Origin of the sequence: Carnobacterium sp. CP1 (genome assembly GCF_001483965.1) — a bacterium.
GTDB lineage: Bacteria > Bacillota > Bacilli > Lactobacillales > Carnobacteriaceae > Carnobacterium_A > Carnobacterium_A antarcticum.
This window is the reverse complement of the sequence record NZ_CP010796.1, coordinates 1,561,943-1,584,392: the sequence shown is the minus strand read 5'-3', so window position 1 is coordinate 1,584,392 and position 22,450 is coordinate 1,561,943. Positions and strand designations below refer to the sequence as shown.

Sequence of the window (22,450 nt, the reverse complement as noted above, 5' to 3'; positions counted from 1 at the left end):
ACTATTCCTCCAAAATTTCAAGATTGTAGCATACAGTCATTTTAGTTGCCAGCCTCAAAAAGGATAGAACCTAAAAATGCAGCAATCGATCATTAGTTGATCCATTGCTGTATTTTTTTGATTAATTGAGCTGACCGATATTTATTTGGTGTAGAAAGGAAAAAAAGAAGTACCTTGAAACCATTAGTGATACCGTTACCATTTCTTTGTTTAGAGGAATTGAACCAAAAGATTAAAAGACCAATAAAGTAGTTTTGATAAACAAATCTCTAATTCGTGATAAATTAGCTTGAAATGCTTTTAATTCTGTGGCATACTAAGCAAGTACTTACGAAATGTAAGTGAATGATTGACGGTCCACCTTCAATTAAATAAATCAACGGAGGAAATACATTGAGCAGTAAATCAGTATTCACTCGAATGAGCGAAGCGTTATTCGGAAAAAAAGAAGAAACAATAATAGAAGAAAAGGGGAAAAAAATTATGAAAATCGGTATTATCTCAGGAAGCGTACGCGAAGGAAGAAACTCAGAAGCAGTAACACAATGGATTTATGATTTTGCAGTAAACAGAAACGATGAAGGAGTAGAATACGAAATCGTTGAGTTAGCTGATTATGATCTACCGCTATTGGGAGCTAAACTTCCTGAAGAGCGTCAAGCAGCAGCAGGTGCAGCTATTCAAGCATGGTCTGAAAAAATGGCTTCATTTGATGGATATGTATTTATCACTCCAGAATACAATCATGCAGTAGGTGGAGCATTAAAAAATGCTACTGACTTCTTAAAACCAGAAGTAGCGAATAAAGCAGCAGCATTGGTTGGATACGGCAGCTTAGGCGGCGCACGTGCTCACGAAAATATGCGTTCGATCTTAGGCGAATTGAGTGTTGCTACTGTCCACACGACAACAAACTTCTCTATAATGTCTGACTTTGAAAACATGAGTATTTTCAAACCAAATGACTACAATAAAGTTAATGCACAAGGTATGTTTGATGACTTATTGCTATGGTCACAAGCTTTCAGCACAATCAGATAAGCATAAAAATATAGAATAAATGCCCTTCAAGGTAGTCGCGATAAAAAGTGACTGCTATACTTGAAGGGCGTTTTTTATGGAGAAGTTTTTTATTTGATTGTCCAATAATGTGCTACACTAAGACAAAAAGCAGTTTCAGTCAATCATTTAACAACAAGTGAACACGACTAGATAATGAAATGTCCAAGGAGGAAATGTATAATGAAAGGGTATTCAAAAAAGCCGCACAAGATGAATTATCAACTATCTTTGGTTGCTTTTTCTCATATCAAGGGACAAGCGAAAGATTTAGAGTTTCATTCTCACCAACACTATGAACTTTATTTTTTTCATGGAAGAGAATGCAAATATTTGATCAATAATCAGATATATGATTTAAAACCTGGAGACATGTTGTTTTTAGATGGTTTGGATTTGCATAAAGCACATGTAACGGGCAATAAAGAGTTATACGTCGGTATGCTGCCTTTTGATGCGATGGCTTCTTTAGAAAAAGTCATCGAATTCTGTCATGAAGCAAACGATGTAGCTAAGAAATTAGCCGAACATGGGATAAAATTGTATTACCACAATCATCACATCGAATTAAAAAAATACGATGGAAAATATTTGTTGGATATTATCCGTGAAGAAGCTCCTTTATTAGGTTTTGAATTGGATGTCCACTGGGTACAACGCGGCGGTAAAAACCCGGTTTCTGTATTAAAAGACTATGCTGGAAAAGTAGATCTAGTGCATTTGAAAGATTATCGAGTCGCTAGTATCCCTCCGGAAGCTTTTGATGCTTTAAAAGAAGGGGACTACGAAACCTTTATGACGGCATTTGCCAATATCATTCAATTTGCGGAATTAGGCCAAGGCAGTTTAGATTTGCCAGAGATCATTGAACAAAGTATCGCCAGTGGAACACGTTATTTATTGGTGGAGCAAGATGATCAATATGGACGCGACCCATTCGACTGTTTGATTACTTCACGCGATTATTTGTACAACGCAGGCTACAAAAACTTATTTTAAATCTAGGAAATAAACGATATATGGGGCTAAGAGTTCGACGCTTAGCTCCATATATTTGTTAAGTTTATAATCAGAAGAATAAAAAAATAGTTGGTGGAAGGATGATCGAAATGAAGCAAGACGGAATGAACTATGCACCAAAAGGCAAGCCAAATCCAGTAGTTGAACCCGGTGAGTTTAATTTTGCCGTAACAGCTTTGGATCACGGACATATCAATGGGATGACCAATGGATTGCTGGAAGCAGGAGCAACATTAAAATGGGTCTATGACCCAGATCCAGAAAAAGTAGCCGCTTATCAAGAACAATTTCCTGAAGCGGCAGTAGCGGAATCATTAGAAGCCATTCTTGCGGATCCAGCGGTTCAATTAGTTGCAGCTGCCGTTATTCCAAATTTACGCAGTGAGATGGGCAATCGAGTGATGCGGGCCGGAAAAGATTATTTTACGGATAAAACAGCTTTCACAACGATGGCGCAATTGGAAGAAACTAAAAAAGTTGTTGCTGAAACAGGCCGCAAGTTTTTTGTTTACTTTAGTGAACGCCTGCATGTTGAAGGAGCAGTTTTTGCAGGACAATTGATCAAAGACGGTAAAATTGGAGAAGTCATTCAAGTGACCGGTTTTGGTCCACATCGTTTGGACAAAGACATACGCCCAGACTGGTTCTTTAAGAAAGAACAATATGGCGGAATCTTGTGCGACATCGGCAGCCACCAAATTGAACAGTTCTTGTATTATACCGGCAATGAAAATGCTGAAGTTCTGCACAGTAAAGTCGGAAACTATGCTAATCCCGACACTCCTGAACTGGAAGATTATGGAGATGCAACATTCCTAGGCGACAATGGAGCAACTTTCATCTTTAAAGTCGATTGGTTTACACCAGATGGCTTAAGCACTTGGGGAGATGGCCGAACATTTATTACGGGGACTAAAGGAACGATTGAAGTTCGCAAATACCTTGATGTAGCGCGTGAAGAAACCGGCGATCATTTGTATTTGGTTACTGCAGAAGGAGAGGAACATTATTCTCTAACGGGAGAAGTAGGCTTCCCATTCTTTGGCGAAATGATCAAAGACTGTATCAACCGTACTGAAAAGGCTATGACACAAGAGCATATTTTTAAAGCTCAAGAGTTGTGCTTGATTTCGCAAGAAAAAGCAATGGTTATTCCAACAAAAAAATAAACAACTTATCCTTAACAAACGAAAAGCCGCATCAAAAATCCTATTATGGATTTCTGATGCGGCTTTTTCTTAGCTTATTTTGCTGAATCTAAATAATTTTGATAGAATTCTTCTACTTTAGCTGGATCGGCTACTAACTCATTTCCAGTGTCGACTAACGGACTAACAGTCGAGTAAGCTTTTAATTTCAAACCATCGTAAGCAGAACTGATTTCATCTTGGTTGATGGAGTAAAGAATCGATTTACGCAAATCGGCACTATCAGAAACATCCCGTCCATTGGTATTGAACAACATGTACGTTACACCATTACTTGGCATACTTTGTAATGTTAAGCTGTCTTCGCCTTCAACAACGTCATATTTTGTTTCATCTAATCCATACAATAAGTGGATTTCACCAGAACGTAAAGCAGATAGGGCACTATCCGCATCTCCGATAAAACGAACCGTCACATTAGCAATCTGTGCTTCGTTTTCTGTTCCAGCCATATAAGCCGGATTTTTTTGGAAAGTTGCGGCATAGTCGTCTTTTTGGATCATGATGTAAGGACCGCTGGCATACAAATGATTGTCATATGTTTCGCCTTTTGTTACGGTCCGTTGGTCTCCGTAAGGGATATCAGTAGTGATATCAAAGTTTTCGATATCGTATGTGTTGATGCTTTCAACTTGTTCTTGTGACACGATTCCTGCAGATTGGTGCGCCAAGTAGTTTAAGACTTGCGGGAAAGGTTCTGTTGTGGTCATTTTGATCACTTGGTAATTTCCTGAAGCATTATCAACTTGTTCTGCATCTTCTACAACTGCAGCAATAGGAGCTTCTAAACCAGCTTCTAAAGCTTCTTTGACAGACCCGCTGCCGTCAGACAACTGAGCATTTTCAAGTTCAGTAAGATCTGTAACCAAGCTAGCCGAGTCGATGTGCTCATGTAAACTGTACGTCCGGTGGTCTGGTACAGAATTCGGATTTTTTGCGCGGTTTAATGAGAAAATAGCATCTTGACCACTGACCATTTTACCAGTATCGACAGCTTGTCCATCTTCAACGGCTGCAAAATTAATATCATCGCGTAAAATGAAGTAGTAATCCGAGTTGCCGTCTGCGATTGCGTGGTTGTAACTTAAAGAGCCATCAGAAACAACTTTGTCATCATCTGTTAAGTTCACTAAGCGGACATACATATTCGTATTCAATTGATTAATCGATCCGTCATTGCCTTTGATAGGGTCTAATGAAGTCAAATCTCCCATCGTTTGCGTCAACAGCAGGGATTCTGTATCGTTCAAAGCCGTGTCGTTAAATTGCACGTTTTCCCAAGCAAAAGCACGCGATTTTGACAAACGAATAGAATCAGGCTTTAAGAGTTCGCTGTTAAATGCTTGAGCTTTTAAAGAAGTATAAAGCGGGGCGATATAAGCATTTTCAGTAACTAAGACATCTTCTAATCCTTTATACGTTTGAGTATACTCATCAGCAGTTTGCAGAGCTGCTTCATCAATCAAAGCATCTACTTCGCTGTTTGACATGCTGCTGTTATCGCCGTCTGTAATAAATAAAGAACGCACAGCATAGTCAGGATTTCCGGTTACAGTTGTCCAGCTTGAGATCGCTAGATCATAATTACCAGCTTCTTTTTGGGTTTGGAAACTAGCATAGTCCGGCTGAGTATTCAATTTTACATCGAAGCCATTTTTGATCAATTGATCTCTGACGATATTCATGTCGGTTTCATTGCTTGAAGTGCCTAATAGTTCAATCGTATTTTTTTCCGTTGTTTCACTAGTTGAAGCAGAGTTGCCGTTGCTCGCTTGGTCTTCTGTTTGAACACCACAAGCTGCTAATAAAACCACACCAGCTGTAAGAGTTAGTAGAGATAATAATCGTTTTTTCATTGCACTTAACCTCCAAGTTTTTTTATTGTCTATAAAACAAAGATAATGAACCCTTATTAATTCAATTTTGGATCGGTGGCATCTCGGATACCATCGCCCAAGAAATTAAACGATAAAACCAGCAGGATAATCGCTAACCCTGGATAGATCGCCAAATACGGACTAGTCTCTAAGTATTGGCTGCCGATCCTTAAAATATTTCCCCACTCTGGAATGTGAGCTTCAACCCCGAGTCCAAGATAACTTAAACTGCTTGTCGAAATAACGGCCGTTCCGATTGTTAACGTTGAACGAACGATCATTGGAGCCATCGCATTCGGGATAACATGCCTTGAAATGATCCGGCCGTTAGTTTGTCCCAAAGCCCGAGCTGATTCAATGTATTCCAAATTGCTGACTTGCATGACATTGGCTCGCATCGTTCTAGCATAAGATGGAATCGAGCCTAAACTTAATGCAATGACTAAGTTCGTTGTTGAAGCGCCAAATGCCGCTATGATCGTAATGGCTAACAGCATGCCGGGAATGGCGTAAAGCACATCCAATAATCGCATGATTACGTTGTCGGTCGTACGGCCGTAAAAACCAGATATTGCGCCTAAAACGCCGCCAACGACTAAAGGAATGGCGGTTGCGATCAAACCGACAGACAACGAAATTTGTGTGCCGAAAATAATTCTTGAAAAAACATCGCGTCCATAATTATCCGTGCCAAAAGGATAACGTAAAGAAGGACTTTTCAAAATCGAGCTGTAGTCATTTTGAACCGCAAAAGAATAACTAAACGTCCAATTACAGGTAACCGCCAGCATGATCAAAAAAGTAATGAACAGCAGTCCAAGCAAAGCGGCTTGATTTTTGATCAACTTTTCGCGAATACTGGTTTGACGTTTCCCTATGTGGTCGGGTTTATTATTTTGATACAAAGAAGCTGCGACAAAAAAGACAAGTATGTTCCCTGTAAGACCGGTCAGCGCCAGTATGAGCAACGTTATTTTTTGAACCGTTGGCTGCCAGTCAAACCATCTTTGTCCAAAGGCTAAAACGAAGCTATGGAAAATCAGAGAAGCAATCATCAGATAAAAGAGCGGTAAAAAAGTGTTCGATACAAACGGTTTGAACACATTCAATGCCGTCACAGCAATGACGAGTACATCTACCAACACCATATAAATAGCATAAATCAGGCTAGTCGTTAGTGTTTTTTTCAGCGTGATGATTCCTGAAATAAAAGCAAAGATATTTCCAATCAAAAGACTAAAGAGCATGACCACTGAAAGGATTTTAACTGAAGGAAGTTTTATTTCAGCATGGAAATCGTCTTTTTTGACCATTTGGAGTAACCATTGGTGTACTAAACTGACGAGTACATTTAAAACACCTATTCCTAGAATCACCGGTTTAAATCCAAACGGCTGAAATTGAATGCTCAGCAGTACCCATAATACGGCATACCCCCAAGTCAATCCATTGTTGAAGCGGATTTGTTGGTAAACCAAATTTGTTTGGTATGATTTCACTTAAGAGACACCTGCTTTCATCGTCCGCTTTTGATCCGAGAACGAATTCGTGGATCAATAAAGCTGTAAAGTAAGTCAATAAAGACATTGACCATCGATAAGATAACGGCGATATAAATAACGCCGCCCATAACACTTGGGATATCTGGAACAAACTGTTTATCGACAATATAGCTCCCTACACCATTGATATTAAATACTTTTTCCGTCACAGAGGAGCCGCCCAGCATTCCGCCAAACTGTAAGCCAATAATCGTAACGATCGGAATCAAAGCGTTTGGTACGGCATGCCGCAGAATAACTCTTCTAGTTGACAGGCCTTTAGCTCGGGCTGTCAAAATGTAATCTTCATTGATGACTTCCAGTGTCGATGAACGGGTCATTCGCGCAACCGAAGCCATCAAGCCCGTTCCCAGAACAACGGCTGGCATAATAAGAGAAACCAGATTGTCCGCATTGTAAGTAGCCGGCAGCCACCCTAAGTTGATAGAGAATGTCAAAATAAAGATCAATCCTTGCCAGAAACTAGGAATGGATATTCCGATCAAAGCAATCAACATAAAAAGATGGTCAAACGTTGTGTTAGCTTTAACCGCTGCATAAATTCCAGCAGGGAGAGCAACTACAACGGAAAGCGCCAAGGCGAATAAAGTCAATTGTAAAGTGACTGGGAAGCGACGCATGATCATTGTTACAACACGTTCATTTCCTTCAAAAGCATTGCCTAGATCAAATGTGAAAATACCTTTGATGGTTCGGCCCAACTGGATCAGATAAGGATCATCTAAGCCATGAACAGCATTAAAGTTGATAATTTGTTCAGGCGTTGCTTGTACTCCTAAAATGTTTGTCGCTGAATCTGAAGGCGATAAGTACAATAAAGTAAAGACGATAATGGTAACGCCGATAATAACGAACACCATCATAATTAAGCGATCAACAATGTAGCGCAACGTAGGAATAGAGACGATCAACAAGAGTACATACATAGGCAAGCCCAGAAATAGAGACAAAACAAAACCCAGCGGCTGCTGCAGCCATTTGACGGTTTCATTCAAGAAACTGGGCTGCTCGCTAGTTGATTCTTGGTAATAAGCCAATGTACGCTCCTTTAGTTCTTTTTGATAAGCCGTCTGATAAAGTTCATTCACTCTTTTTTCCATCTGTGCTTTCGAGCTGTTTTGCTGCAGAAAATCAGCCTTTCGTTTTTCTTGGTTCAGAAGGTTTTCCTTTAAAGCCGCTGCCGCACCGCTTTCTTCAAATGTTCGTTTGATTTTTTTCTCCACAGCGTGTAATTCAGATAAGCGATTCTTTAGTAAGTAGCGGATGAGCACGAGCAGTTGAAACGGGAAGCTGAGCAAACCTAAACCCAAGGCAATAATGCGTTGCTGAGAAGCTTCTTGATAAGATTGACTGATCGTTTGCAGCCAATTTGGTTTGGCGTGCATGGCATTTCCTCCTTTCGGTTTTTTATTTTTTTAGTGATTCGTTAGATGTGATTTTTCCTGAAAAACAAACAAAAAAGCCCTTAAACGGCTCTTCTTCATATGATGAAGAGCTGTTTAAGGGCAAAATGCAATATTTTACGGTTCCACCTTAATGGTTACAAAGAGAAAAAGAACTGCCATTCTTGTTTTACTTTGTATGCTTAATTCGGTACGGCGCCATAAATAACAGACGGATATACCGATTTGCTGTAACGGGCAAACCCGATATGGTCTAAAGAAATGTCCATTCAACCATACAACTCCAAGATGCACTTCCAAATTTTCTTCCAGATCCCTTTCCACCAGACGGGACTCGCTGTGCTGTCATCCAACTTGTACTTTTCTTTTCATCGTTTTTCAGAGGTGTTCACTTGTCTAACTAGACATAAATATAGCAAACACTCTTATATTCGTCAAGCGATTAAGTGGAAAACTTTTAATTAGTAAGTAACGGGGTTTATTTTTAGATTGAATCGTGTTACATTTCTAAGCAAGAGAACTGCCATTTAATACCTAAAACAGCCTAAACAGGATCATCTTTATTTATTTTGACTAAGAATGGTTAAAGGAGTCGCTTATGGAAACGCTATTGAATGTAAACAATTTATCTGTCTCTTTTACGACAGGAAGCAGTACACAGCAAGTCACCTCGAATGTTTCTTTCGCAGTTAAAAAAGGAGAAACACTGGGAATCGTTGGAGAATCTGGCAGCGGAAAGAGCGTAACGGCTCGCTCGATTATGGGGTTGTTAGCGCCCAATGCCTATGTTCATTCTAAAAGCAATATTGTATTTATGGGGAAAGATTTGCTTAGCCTGCCTGAGAAAAAAATGAGAGGTATACGGGGAAAAGATATCGGGATGATTTTTCAAGATCCGATGACTTCTTTGAACCCAACGATGACAGTCGGAAGCCAAATCACTGAAACGATTCTTTATCATGAAAAATTATCGAAAATAGAAGCAGAAATCCGAGCAAAAGACATTATGCATCATGTTGGGATCACTGATGTAGACGTACGGTACAAACAGTATGCCCATGAATTTTCAGGAGGCATGCGTCAGCGGATGATGATTGCTTTAGCGTTAGTCTGCAAACCGGCACTGTTGATCGCAGATGAACCGACAACAGCATTAGACGTCACGATCCAAGCTCAAATTTTGGACTTATTAAAAGAGGTTCAAGAGAAGTTTGGGACAGCGATTATTTTGATCACACATGACTTTGGTGTTGTAGCAAATATGTGCGATCAAGTGATCGTTATGAAAAATGGCCAAGTAGTAGAAACAGGCGAAACAAAAGACGTTTTTCAGCACCCGAAAGAAGCGTATACTAAAATGCTTTTGGCTGCCATTCCCAATTTGCATAAAGAAAAGTCAGAACGACATAAAAAAAAGCTGGCAGAAATCCACTCAGGAAAACGAAAAAAACTGCTAGACGTTTCTCATCTAGAAAAACATTTCCCTTTAGGAAAAACCGGTCTATTAAAAGCAGTGGATGACATCAGCTTTGCCATTTATGAAGGGGAAACCCTTGGCTTAGTTGGTGAATCTGGCTCTGGAAAATCGACTACCGGAAGAACGATTCTTCGTTTGCATGAAGCCACTGGCGGAGAAACCTTGTATCAAGGGTTTGACTTGAACCATCTGTCTCCAAAAGAATTAAAAACGATGCGCAAGCACATGCAGATCATCTTTCAAGATCCGTATGCTTCTTTGAATCCGCGAATGAAAATTCAAGATATTATTGGTGAAGCTTTGGATATCCACCATTTAGCCAAAAACAAAAAAGAACGCAATGCTAAAGTAGCTGAATTGTTGCGTCTCGTTGGACTAAATGAAGAATTTGCACAGCGTTATCCGCATGAATTCTCAGGCGGTCAAAGACAGCGAATTGGTATCGCACGAGCTTTAGCAGTAGATCCTGCATTTATTGTCCTCGATGAACCATTATCAGCATTAGATGCGTCTATTCAAGCACAAATTGTTGAACTTTTAGAAGAGCTGCAAGAAAGACTAGGGTTATCCTATTTATTTATTGCTCATGACTTAGCGATGGTCAAGCAGATATCAGACCGAGTAGCTGTGATGTACAATGGTCGAATCGTAGAATTAGCCGATGCGGAAGAATTATTTTCAAATCCCATTCATCCGTATACGAAAAAACTATTAGCTGCCATTCCAGTTCCAGACCCAGCTTATGAGGCGACTAAAAAACCAATAAGTGCAGCGACCGATGAAGAAGCTGGATTTCATTCAGAAAAAAGTGTCTTTAAAGAAGTCAGCCCTCATCATTGGGTAGCTCAATGAACTGAAAAAAATAAAAAAAGGTTTAAATCAAAGGGAAATTTGATTTAAGCCTTTTTTTACGGATACATATGAAATCATCTGTAAAAAAGAGATCTGTTCCAACCTCTATTAAATAATACTGCTTTTAATCCTGCTGCTATTCTTTTAGTTGAGGTACTAAATAAATATTCTGCACATATACCTACAGTTTAAATTAAATTGAGCAAGTTGCTTATGTCTGTTCTAATTGATTGATTTTTTTTGTTAAGTTAAAGAAAAGCTTTCCGTAGAGGATTAAAATAATCAGGAAACAAATGGTTATTGGAATACCGCTGATAAGGGATCTGGTAGTGAATAAATTTGATAATAGAAGAAAAAGCAAGATAAGTGACATAGTCATTCCGAACCAGGTCCAATGCATTCTTACCTTTTTCAATAAACCAATCATCGAATCCTTGTCCGTAAAGATTTCAAGATTTTGAGTTTCGTCTGTACTAAGTTTTCTGAAGTAAATCCAACTGCCTTGAAATATAGGATAAGAGTAAACAGCTTCCCAACCAGCATCTTCAAAAATAGCCAAATATTCATCTAAATCTTCTAAAGTTTCTTTGTAGTCAATACGATAAACATAGTTTGCCGGTTTACCTTGTTCAAATTGGTACTGAAAGTTTTTATATTTAGAAAAATGCCAGCCTTCTAAAGCCATATTATGCAGAAAATCCTGCTCTTTTTCCAGTTGATCTACTGTAATGAATTTAAATACTTTTTTCTCCATGATTATAGACCTCCTTTAGAGTTTAGATAGAGTTCCTCAATACGTGCTTTCTCACTATCTAAAATCTCTTTTCCTAAGGGTGTGATTTGATAAATTTTTCGGTTGCTTTCTTCTTTTACTGGTTCGATCAAACCGTCATTTTTCATCTTTGATAAAGTTCCATAAATAGTTCCCGGACCTAATGAAATACGTTTTTTAGTCAGCTTTTCAACATAATCAATAATGGCATATCCATGTTTCGGTGTAACTAAAGATAGAAGGATATAGAATGCAGTTTCAGTCATCGGAATATAAGAATGTTTCAATTTTTTGTTGTTCAATATATCACACCTCGATGTATTTGGTAAGTATAGTATATCACGCTGCGATATATATTGTGAAAGAAAAGGTATCGTAACGCGATGCTGTTTATCCTTAGTATTGCGGAGTGCTACTCCAGATATAATATGGATACCTTATAGACTAATGAAAATAAAAAAGAACAATAGTATAGTCAGCGATTCTTCTAATTGATTGAAAGTGACACTAGTGTTACAATGAGAAATGTAAACACACTAATTAATTAGAGGAGGAGAAAGAAATGTGGCTGCACACTCATTTAACAGCTTTTATACTTTTATTTATAGCCGTTTTAGTAAAATTACTTAACCAGGATAAAGAGATGAAACCACTCTTGATGGTCATACGGGTGATTTATCTTATCTTGATCGTAACGGGAGCACGTTTAGTCTTTTATACATTCGAATCTCAAATGGTATTAACGATAGTGAAGATTTTACTTGGGTTAAGCACAATTGGTATTTGTGAAATGGCCTTTAGCAAAAAAGGCACAAAAGCGATGAAAAATGGACTAGTTGGTTTACTAGTAATAACTGCAATTGTCGGGTTAGTACTAGCAGGCGGACGACCGTTTATATCTTAATAGAATTAGAAAAGAACATGACAAAAAAGGTGCCTCAAAAACAACAGTTTCTGAGGCACCTTTTTTGTCTAATTTCAATGTATACATAGCATTTCTCGAAAAAGTTGCTACTTATTTGTATTGGCTATGAAAAGAGAAGGAGTCATACCCGTCACTTTTTTAAACACTTTCCCAAAATAATTGGAATCATTAAAACCAACGAGTAAAGCAATTTCAGTAATGGATAGACTTCCTTTTTCTAAATAAGGTTTTGCTTCTTCTATTTTTTTGTAATGAATATATTGTGTTAGCGTCATGTGTGTTTCGCTTTTAAACTTACGGGACAAATGAGCTGGATTGACATAAATTTTTTTCGCGATTTCTTCCAACGTTAATGGATAATCGATGTGCAGCAAAATATAATGAATCGCTCTTTTGACAATATCACTGTACTCTGGATTTGAATACGTACGTACACTTTCGCTGTATTCCATTAAGAGCGCTCTTCTAATTTCATATAACGTTGGCAGATCCTTGGTGCGTTCAATCATGATGGCAAATTTTTCAGAAATGCTGTGCAGATAGATAGGGTGGACTCCGCCTTTTTCAGCAGCTTTTCGATTCAACGTGTTTAATGAGAACAAAAGGTTTTTATATGCTCGAATAGGATTATCGCTGGCCCGATACGAGAAGTCGATCAATTCTAGGTGCTCATCCATAATTTTGATGGCGAGAAGCCCATCGCCTTTAGCAACCACTGACATGAGTTCGTTTTCAAATTTATAGCGAGCTTCGATAGTCTGTTGTGTAGGTTCTTGTTTACTGAGGACTTCATGTTTTGTAGAGAAAGATGGAAGAGAATCAGATGATCGTAATTGCGGCGCCACATAAGGATGTGAAAACAAATTTGTCAAAAGGACATTCAAATGATTCAACTCATGGGGATGAACGACAATTAAAGAATCGTAAAAATCTTGCAGTGTTTTACGACTATGAAGGGGTAATTGATTGGAAGAAATTACACGGTTAATAAAGTCAAGGTTAGGCGCATTAGAAAGAAAAGGGCCAACAAAAATAGAACCTTGAAATTTTTCTTCTTCCCACAAACCAATCGCACTATATTCTAATCCAAAACTGGTATTAAAAAAATAGCAGCAATTCGGTTTTTGTTTCTGTAATTGTTCTGTTACCTTCAAAAAAGTATCCATAGTAGGCATTATTTCTTCAGAAAAAGATGGATGAACCAACTGAATTAAGTTTACCAACCGTTGCCAACAAAAGACGTTATGGCTGTGCCAGCTTCATTTAATGATCAAGGTGTCGGATTTTGAAATGAAGCAAGGTACCAATCGTGTGCAAGGGAATAAAAAAGGAGTATTCAATCGTGCTCGCCAGCCAAAAATGGTTGTTCGCTCACTAAGAGACCGCTGGAAAGCTATTCCTGATTTTAACTACAAAAAATAACGACAAGAAAATTGGGAGGATCAGGCATAACTTGATCCTCTTTTAAAAAAAGAATAAAAAAACGGTTAGGAAGTGGAAATAGCAATGAAGAAAGATGTTGTTTTAATCGGTGAAGCGATGGGTTTATTTAGTGCATATGAGTCTGGAAAATTAGACGATGCATATTATTTCTCCAAAAAAGTTGCTGGAGCAGAAGTAAACGTAGGAATCGGCTTATCTCGCTTAGGGATAGATGCAGAACTCATTACCCGCCTAGGGGACGATTACTTTGGACGTTACATTTTAAAGTTCTTAGAGTTAGAGGGAATTGGGACCGAATTCATTTCTCTGGATGAGGATAGCAATACGGGTTTCATGTTGAAAAGCAAGATGGATGAAGGAGATCCTGAAACAGCGTATTATCGAAAAGGCAGTGCCTTTTCCAAGCTGTTTATTGAAGATGTAATCGGTCTGGTTGATTTTAAAAATGTAAATGATACTGTAGGAGCAGGTGACGGATTTGCGGTAGGAATCATTAGCGGTTATTTAGATGGGTTAACTTTAGAACAATCCACTGTTCGTGCAAACGCTATCGGAGCGATCCAAGTACAAAACCTTGGGGATAATGAAAGGCTGCCAGATAGAGAGACGTTATTGGATTTTATTGAACAAGGGAACAGTTTGATTCAAGATTAACCAATTTATAAATGGTTATCCATTAATAGACAGAGTAGTTTTTTTTAACTATTCTGTCTATTTTTATTTAATTAAACTAACTTTTTTTCGTGTATGAATGTCATACTCTAGACTGATTTATTTCTTCGGGAAATCCGTTATACTAAAGCCATGAACGAAAGCGATAGGTTCAATAAAGAATCTTTGCCTATTATTTCGTTAATAAAGTCTCCCAAAAGGCTAGTTTTCTAAACAAGTTGCAAAAGCATCCGCTCAGTCTCAGGAATTTGGCAAGCAAGTCTAACTAATTTTTCTATAATTGCAAAGGATGATGAAAAATGAAAATGGTACAAAAACAAAAGAAGACACCTATGACACAAATAAAATCACTTTTACTATCCCTTTTTAGTACAAAAGTAAGTGGGAAAAAGAAATTGATGGTAGGGGCAATCGTTCTTTATATTATCAGCCCTATCGATTTTATTCCGGATTTTATTCCTGTAGCAGGCTATGCTGACGATGTGATACTACCGATTTTACTGATTATTGCCAATAAATTATTGTCGGATAATAGCGGATTAGAAACCAATAAACCAATAAAAGAAGCTGAAAAGGTTCAATAAATCTACAAAAAAAGAATAGCTCTTTGTCGTGTTGGAAACTCTTAAAAATTGAAATTTCTTCCGGAAATTTTAAGATTGTAGATTACATTCATTTCCCTTATCAATACCAAAAACGATAGAAAAAAAGAATTGTCACATAGACAATTCTTTTTTTTAGCTTTAAATAAAATGAGATAGTGAATTTACTGAAATATGTTATCCATTATTTAACGCAGACCTTTTTTAAACAGAGAAAACAAAATCCCGTTCAATCTATCGGGAAAGTTCGACAAGAGATGAACGGGATTCTTTTAAAAAAGTACTGTCTATTGAGAAGTTGTTACATTAAGTTTTTTTGATGAATTGCTCCTTGCAGTGAGGACAGGTAATGTTGATTTTTCCTTTATTTCGCGGAACACGCAATTTTTCATGGCAGTTGGGGCAAGAGTAGAACTTATATGCTTTGCGTTGGTAAAATTTGTTCCGTTTTTTGTTCCATTCTCCCTTAAGCCGGCGAGTAAATGTTAGATATTTCAGGTTTTCTTGATACCGTTTTGTCCGATTGCGCGAAAATATTCGATAATAACTAATGATGATGGCTGCCCACCCTAGTAAGCCGCCAATCGGCCAATTCAGTAAATTAAACAAGATAATGAAAGCAAGACCACCGTAAAGCAAGAAGCTGGAGAGTTTATCCACGCCGTATCTGCCAATCATAAATTTCTGGAATTGAGTTTTGATTTTTCCCATTCAGTTTGTCGCCTCTTTCTGTATTACGTATATGGATAGTAATAAGTAGTATACCATTTCAAATAAAAGTTGCGACTGTCTTTGGTCTGAGTTTAGGGTTGAAGTTACCAATAGGGTTGAAGACGTTTAGGATGATTTCTTCAATGCACTTATTTTTTCTTGTACACCTTATCTGTGTAGTCTAAGCTAAATAAAATAAGGATGACACACAAAAAACTTTACACCAATCATAGGGGCTCCGCCCAAAATGATAGAAGCATGTGTAAGAGGAAAATTCCCCCATCTGGATCAGGAAGTCACGTATTGGAATCAATAGATAAAAATCCTATTGTGTTTGACTGTACACAAGTTATTAGCGAACTAAAATTTGAGAGGAAATTAAGGTTCCTCATAAGTTTAACGGAATTTTAATAAAACGCCTTCATAGTCCTTACAATGGAAAAACCACTGTGCTACACTAATAGAGAAGTACAGAAATACAGCTTTCACTGAATAGAACTGAAGGAGGATATTTATGGGACTTAGGAAAGATTTTTTGTGGGGCGGCGCTACAGCAGCCAATCAATGCGAAGGTGGCTATAATAAAGGCGGACGCGGTCTAGCGAACGTAGATGTCGTTCCGATTGGAGAAGATCGTTTTCCGATTATTGCTGGGAAACAAAAAATGTTTGATTTTGACGATGAGCATTTTTATCCAGCAAAAGAAGCCATTGATATGTACGATCACTACAAAGAAGATATTGCTTTATTTGGAGAAATGGGGTTCAAAACCTATCGTTTATCTATTGCTTGGAGCCGCATTTTTCCAATGGGAGACGAAGCAGAACCAAACGAAGAAGGCTTGCAATTCTATGAAGACTTATTCAAAGAATGCCATAAATACGGTATTGAACCCTTAGTGACCATTACGCATTTTGATTGTCCAATGCATTTGATCGAGAAATATGGAGCATGGCGCAGCCGCGAAATGATCGGTTTTTATGAAAATCTTTGTAACGTTATTTTCCGTCGTTACAAAGGGCTGGTAAAATACTGGTTAACGTTTAACGAAATCAATATGATTCTTCATGCTCCATTTATGGGAGCGGGATTATATTTTGAAGAAGGCGAAAATGAAGAACAAGCAAAATACCAAGCTGCTCATCATGAATTAGTAGCGAGTGCCATTGCTACACGTATCGCTCATGAAGTAGACCCAGAAAACCAAGTGGGCTGTATGCTAGCTGCAGGGCATTATTACCCTTATTCATGTAAACCAGAAGATGTCTTCAAAGCGCAAGAAGCCGACCGTGAGAACTACTTCTTTATTGATGTTCAATCACGTGGAGAATACCCTGCCTATGCTTTGAAAAAACTAGAACGTGAAGGCGTCACGATTCAAATGGAAGATGGAGATTTAGAGTTGTTGAAAGAAAACACAGTAGACTTTATCTCTTTCTCTTACTATTCTTCACGTGTTGTTTCGACTGATCCAAAAGTAAATGAAACAACATCTGGCAATATATTTGCTTCTGTAAAAAACCCTTATTTAGAAGTCAGTGAGTGGGGCTGGCAAATAGACCCATTAGGACTAAGAACGACGATGAATTCATTGTATGATCGGTATCAAAAACCTCTTTTCATCGTTGAAAACGGCTTAGGGGCTATAGACGAACCAGATGAAAATGGATACGTAGCTGACGATTACCGTATTGACTACTTAGCAGCGCACTTGCAGGCTATGAAAGATGCCGTTGAACTAGACGGAGTAGATTTGATGGGATATACAAGCTGGGGCTGTATTGACTTAGTCAGTGCCGGTACGGGTGAAATGAAAAAACGTTACGGTTTTATCTATGTTGACCGCGACAATGAAGGCAACGGGACTTTAGCTCGTTCTAAGAAAAAATCATTTGACTGGTACAAAAAAGTGATCGCAAGCAACGGAGAAGACTTATCTGTTTAAAGAGTGCTGATTCGTTTAAAACAAAAATGTTATATTAAGGTAAAGAGCCTTTCTCAGTGGAGAAAGGCTTTTTATGATGCTTACGTATTGGTGAGTTGTGAGGTTTATACTATACAGATATTATAGACTATTCATCAATTTGTTCGGACAATAAAAATAAAAATGTTTACACGTACGTATAAGTGGGGTATAATAATTTTTGAAAGCGCTATTAAAAATTAAGTTAGGAGAATTAAAATGACATAATACGCGATAGCTGTTGACCTGATATACTGTTTATCCAATTGTATTTTAGAACTTGAATTTAAAAGGTGGTGTAGTTAAAGCAAGCTGAATTAGAAAGCAATTATTCTATTGCTAGTTTTAAAAATTGTAACAGTAGAACGCATAGTTAATTCAAAAAAATTAGTGAGGAGAAATAAAAATGACTAAAAAAAATATAAAAAAATTTATTTTGTCTTTTGTAGGACTAATCTCGTTTGTATTACTAGCAGCATGCGGCAATTCAGAAGCAGATGATTCAACAGCTTATATAGGTATTTCTATGCCGACGCAATCAGCAGAACGCTGGATTGATGATGGAAACAATATGGTTTCTAAATTAGAAGAGTTGGGTTACAAAACAGACTTACAATATGCTGAGGACGTTGTAGATAATCAAGTTTCTCAAATTGAGAACATGATTACAAAAGGTGTGGATATTATTGTAATCGCTTCCGTTGACGGATCAGCTTTAACGGATGTATTACAAAAGGCAAAAAATGAAGGAATTGAAGTTATTGCCTATGATAGATTACTAATGAACAGTGAAAATGTAGATTACTATGCAACTTTTGATAATTTTGGAGTTGGTGTTTTAGGTGCATCTTATATTGAAAACGCTTTAGGTTTGAAGGATGGGGAAGGACCTTTTAATATAGAATTATTTGGTGGTTCACCTGATGACAACAATGCCGTCATTAACTTTGATGGGGTTATGTCTGTGTTTAAACCTTATTTTGATAGTGGACAATTAGTTGTTCCTAGTAAACAAACCAAGTTTAACCAAATCGCTACATTGCGTTGGGATGGGGCAACTGCGCAATCTCGCATGGATAATCTTTTAAGTGCTAATTATACTGACGAAACGATAGATGCTGTTTTATCTCCATATGATCCAATTAGTTTAGGTGTTATCTCTTCATTAAAAGGTGTAGGTTACGGTTCGGACAGCAAACCATTGCCAGTTATTACAGGACAAGATGCTAACTTGCCAGCAATCAAATCTATTGTTGCCGGTGAACAAACACAAACTATCTTTAAAGATACTAGAGAATTAGCATCTGTAACGATTGATATGATCGAAGCAATCGTAAATGATAAAGAAGTAGAAGTTAATGATACAGAAACATATGATAATGGCGTAAAAGTCGTTCCTACTTTTACAGTAGAGCCAGTTTCAGTAGATGAAGACAATTACAAAGAGGTCTTGATTGACAGTGATTACTACACAGAAGAAGAAATCAATAATTAATAACTAATATATTATTCTGGGTCTTAGCTATTTTATTCTAACTAAGGTCCAGAATAAGATTAGGAGGGATTATGTGTCAGATATTATACTAGAAATGAAAAATATTACTAAAGATTTTTCAGGTGTGAAAGCATTAGATAATGTCAATCTTAAAGTTAAAAAGGGAGAAGTTCATGCTTTATGCGGAGAAAATGGAGCAGGAAAGTCTACACTTATGAAAATTCTCAGCGGTGTTTATCCTTTTGGAGAATACTCGGGAGATATCATTTACAACGGTGAAGTTTGTCAATTTAAATCAATATCTGATAGTGAACGAAAAGGAATTGTTATCATCCATCAAGAATTAGCCCTTATCCCTTATTTGTCAGTAAAAGAAAATATCTTTTTGGGAAACGAACAATCAAAGAAAGGAATCATTGATTGGGATTTAACCGAAAAGAAAGCTTCAAATTTATTGAAAACGGTTGGATTGACTATTTCCCCAAATGTTTTAGTTACACAGTTGGGTGTTGGACAGCAACAGTTAGTCGAGATAGCAAAAGCATTCTCCAAGAATGTTCAGTTGCTAATACTAGATGAGCCGACGGCAGCTTTAAACGAGGATGATAGTGAAAATCTTCTAGAACTTATCAAAGAATTTAAAAAACAAGGGATAACTTCTATTATTATCTCTCATAAGTTGAATGAAATAACAGATATTGCAGATAATGTAACCATTATCCGAGATGGAAAATCGATTGAAACATTGTCAAATGAACAAATTGACGAAAACCGGATCATCAAGGGAATGGTTGGAAGAGATCTAACGAACAGATACCCTGATAGAGAACCCAAAATAGGGAAAAAAATATTTGAAGTAAAGAATTGGAATGTTTATCATCCTCTGGATACGAAGAGAAAGGTGAATGATAACCTGAATTTTCACATCAAAGCTGGAGAGATAGTTGGTATTGCTGGATTGATGGGAGCAGGAAGAACTGAATTTGCTATGAGTGTTTTTGGAAAGTCCTATGGTTCTAACATCAGCGGGCAAATCATAAAAAACGATAAAGAAATTAAATTAAATAATGTATCTGAAGCCATTAAAAACCGAATTGCTTATCTCTCGGAAGATAGAAAGAATTATGGATTAAATCTATTACAAGACATCAAAGAAAACGTTACTATGGCGAGTTTGTCAAAAATTTCAAGTAAAGGAGTTATAGATAAAGAAAAAGAAATTACTGAGGCTGAGAAATATCGAGATAATATGCGAATAAAAACAAAAGATATTTATCAGAATGTAGGAAATTTAAGTGGAGGAAATCAACAAAAAGTGGTCTTAGGCAAATGGTTGATGTCTGAACCTGATATTCTTTTTCTTGACGAACCTACACGTGGTATTGATGTAGGAGCGAAATTTGAAATTTATTCTATTATTGAACAAATGGCGCGAGCAGGAAAAGCTATTTGCATTATTTCGTCAGAATTACCTGAAATATTAGGAATGTGTGACAGAATTTATACAATGAACGAAGGGCGCTTTACAGGAGATGTTCCTAAAGAAGGGGTTACACAGGAAGATCTAATGAAACTTATGACTGCTGAGGAGGCAATGATATAAATGGAACAGACAAGTGATGAAAAAACACTATCAAAAGAGAATAACAGAGAGAAAAAAACAATTAAAGATATAGCGTTAGATATTCTTAGCAAATACAGTATGATTTTTATTTTAATAGCTATTTTGATTGCATTCCAGCTTTTGACAGATGGAATTCTTTGGAAGCCGTTAAACATTACCAACTTGATATTACAAAATAGTCATGTGCTTGTTTTAGCCATAGGAATGCTGCTTGTCATATTACTTGGAGATGTAGATTTATCGGTGGGATCAGTTGTAGCTTTCGTTGGAGCTGCATCAGCTGTTATGATGGTTCAGTGGCAATGGCATCCAATGATCGCTATCATAGCCTCTTTGCTAGTGGGCGGTTTAATAGGAGCTTGGAACGGCTTTTGGATTTCTTATGTTGGTATTCCGGCATTCATTGTTACTCTAGCAGGTTTATTGTCCTTTAGGGGGCTGACTCAGGTTATTCTCGGCGGCACTACACTGGCACCTTTTCCTACATTTTTTACTAAGTTAAGTTCTGGATATATTCCTGACTTTATTGGTAATGGGGAACTACATTTAACCTCTATTTTAATAGGATTGGTTTTATCATTGCTTTCAGTTTGGAATATGTGGAAAGCACGTAAAAGAAAGAAAGATAATCTATTCGAAGTAGAATCTTCAGCATGGTTTATAACTAAAGCAGCAATCATGTTTGCTTCAATTATGTTGTTGACTTTTGTATTGGCTTCTTATCAAGGATATCCAGTTATTTTGATTCTATTAGCCGTCTTAGTCATGATTTATGGTTTTTTAACAACAAAAACAACTATTGGAAGACAAATATATGCAACAGGAGGGAACCGAAAAGCTGCTGAATTATCAGGTGTTAAGACAAAGAAGCTGACTTTTTGGATCTTTGTTAATATGGGAGTTATGGCTGCTTTGTCTGGTTTGTTAGTAGCTTCTCGTTTAAATGCAGCGACACCAAATGCTGGTAATGGGTTTGAATTAGATGCTATTGCAGCAGTATATATAGGAGGAGCATCTGCATCAGGTGGTATTGGAACGATTCTTGGAGCCGTTATCGGCGGGTTGATCATGGGTATTTTGAATAATGGAATGTCTATTATGGGAATCGGTATTGATTGGCAACAAGCTATCAAAGGATTGATACTATTACTTGCTGTTGCTTTTGATATTTATAGCAGAAAAAGAAAAGCATCTTAATATATATATATGAGGAGTGGATGATTTATGGAAAATAAAACAGTCCTTCTTATCTGTACAGCAGGAATTACAGCAGGATTAATCGTAAAAAACATTCAAAATATTATGGAAAATAAAGGGGAGAATTATCATATTTATTCTGCGCCTGCAATTGTTGCAGAAAATATTATAAAAGAACAAAAAATTGATGCTTTGCTGATTGCTCCCCAGTCTAAGTATGAAGTATCAAGATTAGAAGAGTTGCTCAATTATAAAAAGGTACCGTATAGATTAATTGATGAGGAAGATTATGAGATATTAAATGCTCAAGCGATTTATAATAAATTGAAATCAATGTTATAACATAAGAAGGAAGAATTGCTAAAAATGATAACTAAGCATGTCATTAAGGGACAAAGTTATCTATTTAAATACCTCAAGCAGCTATGTCAACAGTATAAAAAGTTGACATAGCTGCTTTTTTTAGGCCATCTGTGTGGGAATGTTCCTTGCCAGTCAACAGTATTGGATAGGCAACACTTTATGATGTTTTCAACAAAAAGATTGAAGGCATTAACAATAACCGTAATAGAAAATATAATTTGCGGA

General features: G+C 37.2%; 19 protein-coding genes, 2 pseudogenes and 1 other annotated feature. Of the genes and pseudogenes, 14 read left to right on the top strand and 7 right to left on the bottom strand.

What is annotated here, in order from left to right; all coding sequences use genetic code 11:
- Positions 1-393: 393 nt before the first annotated feature.
- The 3 genes from NY10_RS07450 (at position 394) to NY10_RS07440 (ending at position 3,248) form a co-directional block, all read left to right on the top strand.
- A complete protein-coding gene (locus tag NY10_RS07450) occupies positions 394-1,041 on the top strand; it encodes an NADPH-dependent FMN reductase (protein ID WP_231726715.1) in 648 nt (215 codons plus the stop codon).
- Positions 1,042-1,242: 201 nt separating this feature from the next.
- Positions 1,243-2,058 (top strand): AraC family ligand binding domain-containing protein, encoded by an 816-nt coding sequence (locus tag NY10_RS07445; protein ID WP_082664214.1) that lies wholly within the window; start codon positions 1,243-1,245, stop codon positions 2,056-2,058.
- A 110-nt stretch (positions 2,059-2,168) separates the two neighbouring features.
- Positions 2,169-3,248, top strand: coding sequence for a Gfo/Idh/MocA family protein (locus tag NY10_RS07440; RefSeq protein ID WP_197408955.1), 1,080 nt, complete (start codon positions 2,169-2,171; stop codon positions 3,246-3,248).
- Between the two features lie 74 nt (positions 3,249-3,322).
- Here the strand turns inward: NY10_RS07440 and NY10_RS07435 are convergent, their stop codons facing one another.
- The 3 genes from NY10_RS07435 to NY10_RS07425 are packed head-to-tail and all read right to left on the bottom strand — an operon-like array spanning position 3,323 to position 8,111.
- Positions 3,323-5,143 carry an ABC transporter substrate-binding protein gene (locus NY10_RS07435; protein ID WP_058919375.1) on the bottom strand — a complete coding sequence of 607 codons (1,821 nt, stop codon included), beginning with the start codon at positions 5,141-5,143 and terminating at the stop codon, positions 3,323-3,325.
- Between the two features lie 56 nt (positions 5,144-5,199).
- Complete coding sequence (locus NY10_RS07430) at positions 5,200-6,663, bottom strand: ABC transporter permease (RefSeq protein ID WP_058919374.1); 1,464 nt, start codon at positions 6,661-6,663, stop codon at positions 5,200-5,202.
- A gap of 17 nt (positions 6,664-6,680) precedes the next feature.
- The gene (locus NY10_RS07425) at positions 6,681-8,111 is read right to left on the bottom strand and encodes an ABC transporter permease (protein WP_058919373.1); all 1,431 of its coding nucleotides are present in this window, start codon (positions 8,109-8,111) and stop codon (positions 6,681-6,683) included.
- A gap of 113 nt (positions 8,112-8,224) precedes the next feature.
- Positions 8,225-8,510, bottom strand: a binding site (T-box leader).
- A gap of 217 nt (positions 8,511-8,727) precedes the next feature.
- Between NY10_RS07425 and NY10_RS12800 the strand changes: the two are divergent.
- A pseudogene (locus NY10_RS12800) lies at positions 8,728-9,492 on the top strand (ABC transporter ATP-binding protein); the annotation flags it as partial.
- Between the two features lie 63 nt (positions 9,493-9,555).
- Complete coding sequence (locus NY10_RS12795; RefSeq protein ID WP_231726795.1) at positions 9,556-10,458, top strand: ABC transporter ATP-binding protein; 903 nt, start codon at positions 9,556-9,558, stop codon at positions 10,456-10,458.
- 211 nt (positions 10,459-10,669) lie between these two features.
- Here the strand turns inward: NY10_RS12795 and NY10_RS07415 are convergent, their stop codons facing one another.
- The gene (locus NY10_RS07415) at positions 10,670-11,212 is read right to left on the bottom strand and encodes a DUF2812 domain-containing protein (RefSeq protein ID WP_058919371.1); all 543 of its coding nucleotides are present in this window, start codon (positions 11,210-11,212) and stop codon (positions 10,670-10,672) included.
- A gap of 2 nt (positions 11,213-11,214) precedes the next feature.
- On the bottom strand, positions 11,215-11,532 hold the full coding sequence (locus NY10_RS07410; protein WP_442857123.1) for a PadR family transcriptional regulator: 318 nt from the start codon (positions 11,530-11,532) through the stop codon (positions 11,215-11,217).
- 260 nt (positions 11,533-11,792) lie between these two features.
- On the opposite strand from NY10_RS07410, the gene NY10_RS07405 reads away from it, so the two are divergent.
- Complete coding sequence (locus NY10_RS07405) at positions 11,793-12,134, top strand: DUF1516 family protein (protein ID WP_058919370.1); 342 nt, start codon at positions 11,793-11,795, stop codon at positions 12,132-12,134.
- A gap of 107 nt (positions 12,135-12,241) precedes the next feature.
- Here NY10_RS07405 and NY10_RS07400 read toward each other — a convergent pair whose 3' ends face one another.
- Positions 12,242-13,378: a helix-turn-helix domain-containing protein gene (locus tag NY10_RS07400; RefSeq protein WP_058919369.1), complete on the bottom strand. Its 1,137-nt coding sequence runs from the start codon at positions 13,376-13,378 to the stop codon at positions 12,242-12,244.
- A gap of 55 nt (positions 13,379-13,433) precedes the next feature.
- Between NY10_RS07400 and NY10_RS12600 the strand changes: the two are divergent.
- The 3 genes and pseudogenes from NY10_RS12600 to NY10_RS07390 form a co-directional block, all read left to right on the top strand.
- Positions 13,434-13,577 (top strand): annotated as a pseudogene (locus NY10_RS12600) (glycoside hydrolase family 2 TIM barrel-domain containing protein); the annotation flags it as partial.
- 84 nt (positions 13,578-13,661) lie between these two features.
- Positions 13,662-14,252 carry a PfkB family carbohydrate kinase gene (locus NY10_RS07395; protein ID WP_058919368.1) on the top strand — a complete coding sequence of 197 codons (591 nt, stop codon included), beginning with the start codon at positions 13,662-13,664 and terminating at the stop codon, positions 14,250-14,252.
- A 317-nt stretch (positions 14,253-14,569) separates the two neighbouring features.
- Positions 14,570-14,854 carry a YkvA family protein gene (locus NY10_RS07390; protein ID WP_058919367.1) on the top strand — a complete coding sequence of 95 codons (285 nt, stop codon included), beginning with the start codon at positions 14,570-14,572 and terminating at the stop codon, positions 14,852-14,854.
- Positions 14,855-15,178: 324 nt separating this feature from the next.
- On the opposite strand, the gene NY10_RS07385 is transcribed toward NY10_RS07390, so the two are convergent.
- The gene (locus tag NY10_RS07385) at positions 15,179-15,583 is read right to left on the bottom strand and encodes an RING finger protein (protein WP_058919366.1); all 405 of its coding nucleotides are present in this window, start codon (positions 15,581-15,583) and stop codon (positions 15,179-15,181) included.
- A 514-nt stretch (positions 15,584-16,097) separates the two neighbouring features.
- On the opposite strand from NY10_RS07385, the gene NY10_RS07380 reads away from it, so the two are divergent.
- The 5 genes from NY10_RS07380 to NY10_RS07360 all read left to right on the top strand — a co-directional run bounded on the left by NY10_RS07380 (position 16,098) and on the right by NY10_RS07360 (position 22,204).
- A complete protein-coding gene (locus NY10_RS07380; protein WP_058919365.1) occupies positions 16,098-17,528 on the top strand; it encodes a 6-phospho-beta-glucosidase in 1,431 nt (476 codons plus the stop codon).
- 424 nt (positions 17,529-17,952) lie between these two features.
- Positions 17,953-19,041 carry a multiple monosaccharide ABC transporter substrate-binding protein gene (chvE, locus tag NY10_RS07375; protein WP_058919364.1) on the top strand — a complete coding sequence of 363 codons (1,089 nt, stop codon included), beginning with the start codon at positions 17,953-17,955 and terminating at the stop codon, positions 19,039-19,041.
- A 73-nt stretch (positions 19,042-19,114) separates the two neighbouring features.
- Complete coding sequence (gene mmsA / locus NY10_RS07370) at positions 19,115-20,644, top strand: multiple monosaccharide ABC transporter ATP-binding protein (protein ID WP_058919363.1); 1,530 nt, start codon at positions 19,115-19,117, stop codon at positions 20,642-20,644.
- Positions 20,645-21,862: a multiple monosaccharide ABC transporter permease gene (mmsB, locus tag NY10_RS07365; protein WP_058919362.1), complete on the top strand. Its 1,218-nt coding sequence runs from the start codon at positions 20,645-20,647 to the stop codon at positions 21,860-21,862.
- Positions 21,863-21,889: 27 nt separating this feature from the next.
- On the top strand, positions 21,890-22,204 hold the full coding sequence (locus tag NY10_RS07360) for a PTS sugar transporter subunit IIB (RefSeq protein WP_058919361.1): 315 nt from the start codon (positions 21,890-21,892) through the stop codon (positions 22,202-22,204).
- The last annotated feature ends 246 nt before the right edge of the window (positions 22,205-22,450 follow it).

Excerpts from the sequence above, each read along its gene's own strand:
- NY10_RS07445 (WP_082664214.1), top strand. The coding sequence starts at position 1,243 with ATGAAAGGGTATTCAAAAAAGCCGCACAAGATGAATTATCAACTATCT.
- NY10_RS07440 (WP_197408955.1), top strand. The coding sequence starts at position 2,169 with ATGAAGCAAGACGGAATGAACTATGCACCAAAAGGCAAGCCAAATCCA.
- NY10_RS07435 (WP_058919375.1), bottom strand. The coding sequence starts at position 5,143 with ATGAAAAAACGATTATTATCTCTACTAACTCTTACAGCTGGTGTGGTT.
- NY10_RS07425 (WP_058919373.1), bottom strand. The coding sequence starts at position 8,111 with ATGCACGCCAAACCAAATTGGCTGCAAACGATCAGTCAATCTTATCAA.
- NY10_RS07415 (WP_058919371.1), bottom strand. The coding sequence starts at position 11,212 with ATGGAGAAAAAAGTATTTAAATTCATTACAGTAGATCAACTGGAAAAA.
- NY10_RS07405 (WP_058919370.1), top strand. The coding sequence starts at position 11,793 with ATGTGGCTGCACACTCATTTAACAGCTTTTATACTTTTATTTATAGCC.
- NY10_RS07395 (WP_058919368.1), top strand. The coding sequence starts at position 13,662 with ATGAAGAAAGATGTTGTTTTAATCGGTGAAGCGATGGGTTTATTTAGT.
- NY10_RS07390 (WP_058919367.1), top strand. The coding sequence starts at position 14,570 with ATGAAAATGGTACAAAAACAAAAGAAGACACCTATGACACAAATAAAA.
- NY10_RS07385 (WP_058919366.1), bottom strand. The coding sequence starts at position 15,583 with ATGGGAAAAATCAAAACTCAATTCCAGAAATTTATGATTGGCAGATAC.
- NY10_RS07380 (WP_058919365.1), top strand. The coding sequence starts at position 16,098 with ATGGGACTTAGGAAAGATTTTTTGTGGGGCGGCGCTACAGCAGCCAAT.
- chvE (WP_058919364.1), top strand. The coding sequence starts at position 17,953 with ATGACTAAAAAAAATATAAAAAAATTTATTTTGTCTTTTGTAGGACTA.
- mmsB (WP_058919362.1), top strand. The coding sequence starts at position 20,645 with ATGGAACAGACAAGTGATGAAAAAACACTATCAAAAGAGAATAACAGA.
- NY10_RS07360 (WP_058919361.1), top strand. The coding sequence starts at position 21,890 with ATGGAAAATAAAACAGTCCTTCTTATCTGTACAGCAGGAATTACAGCA.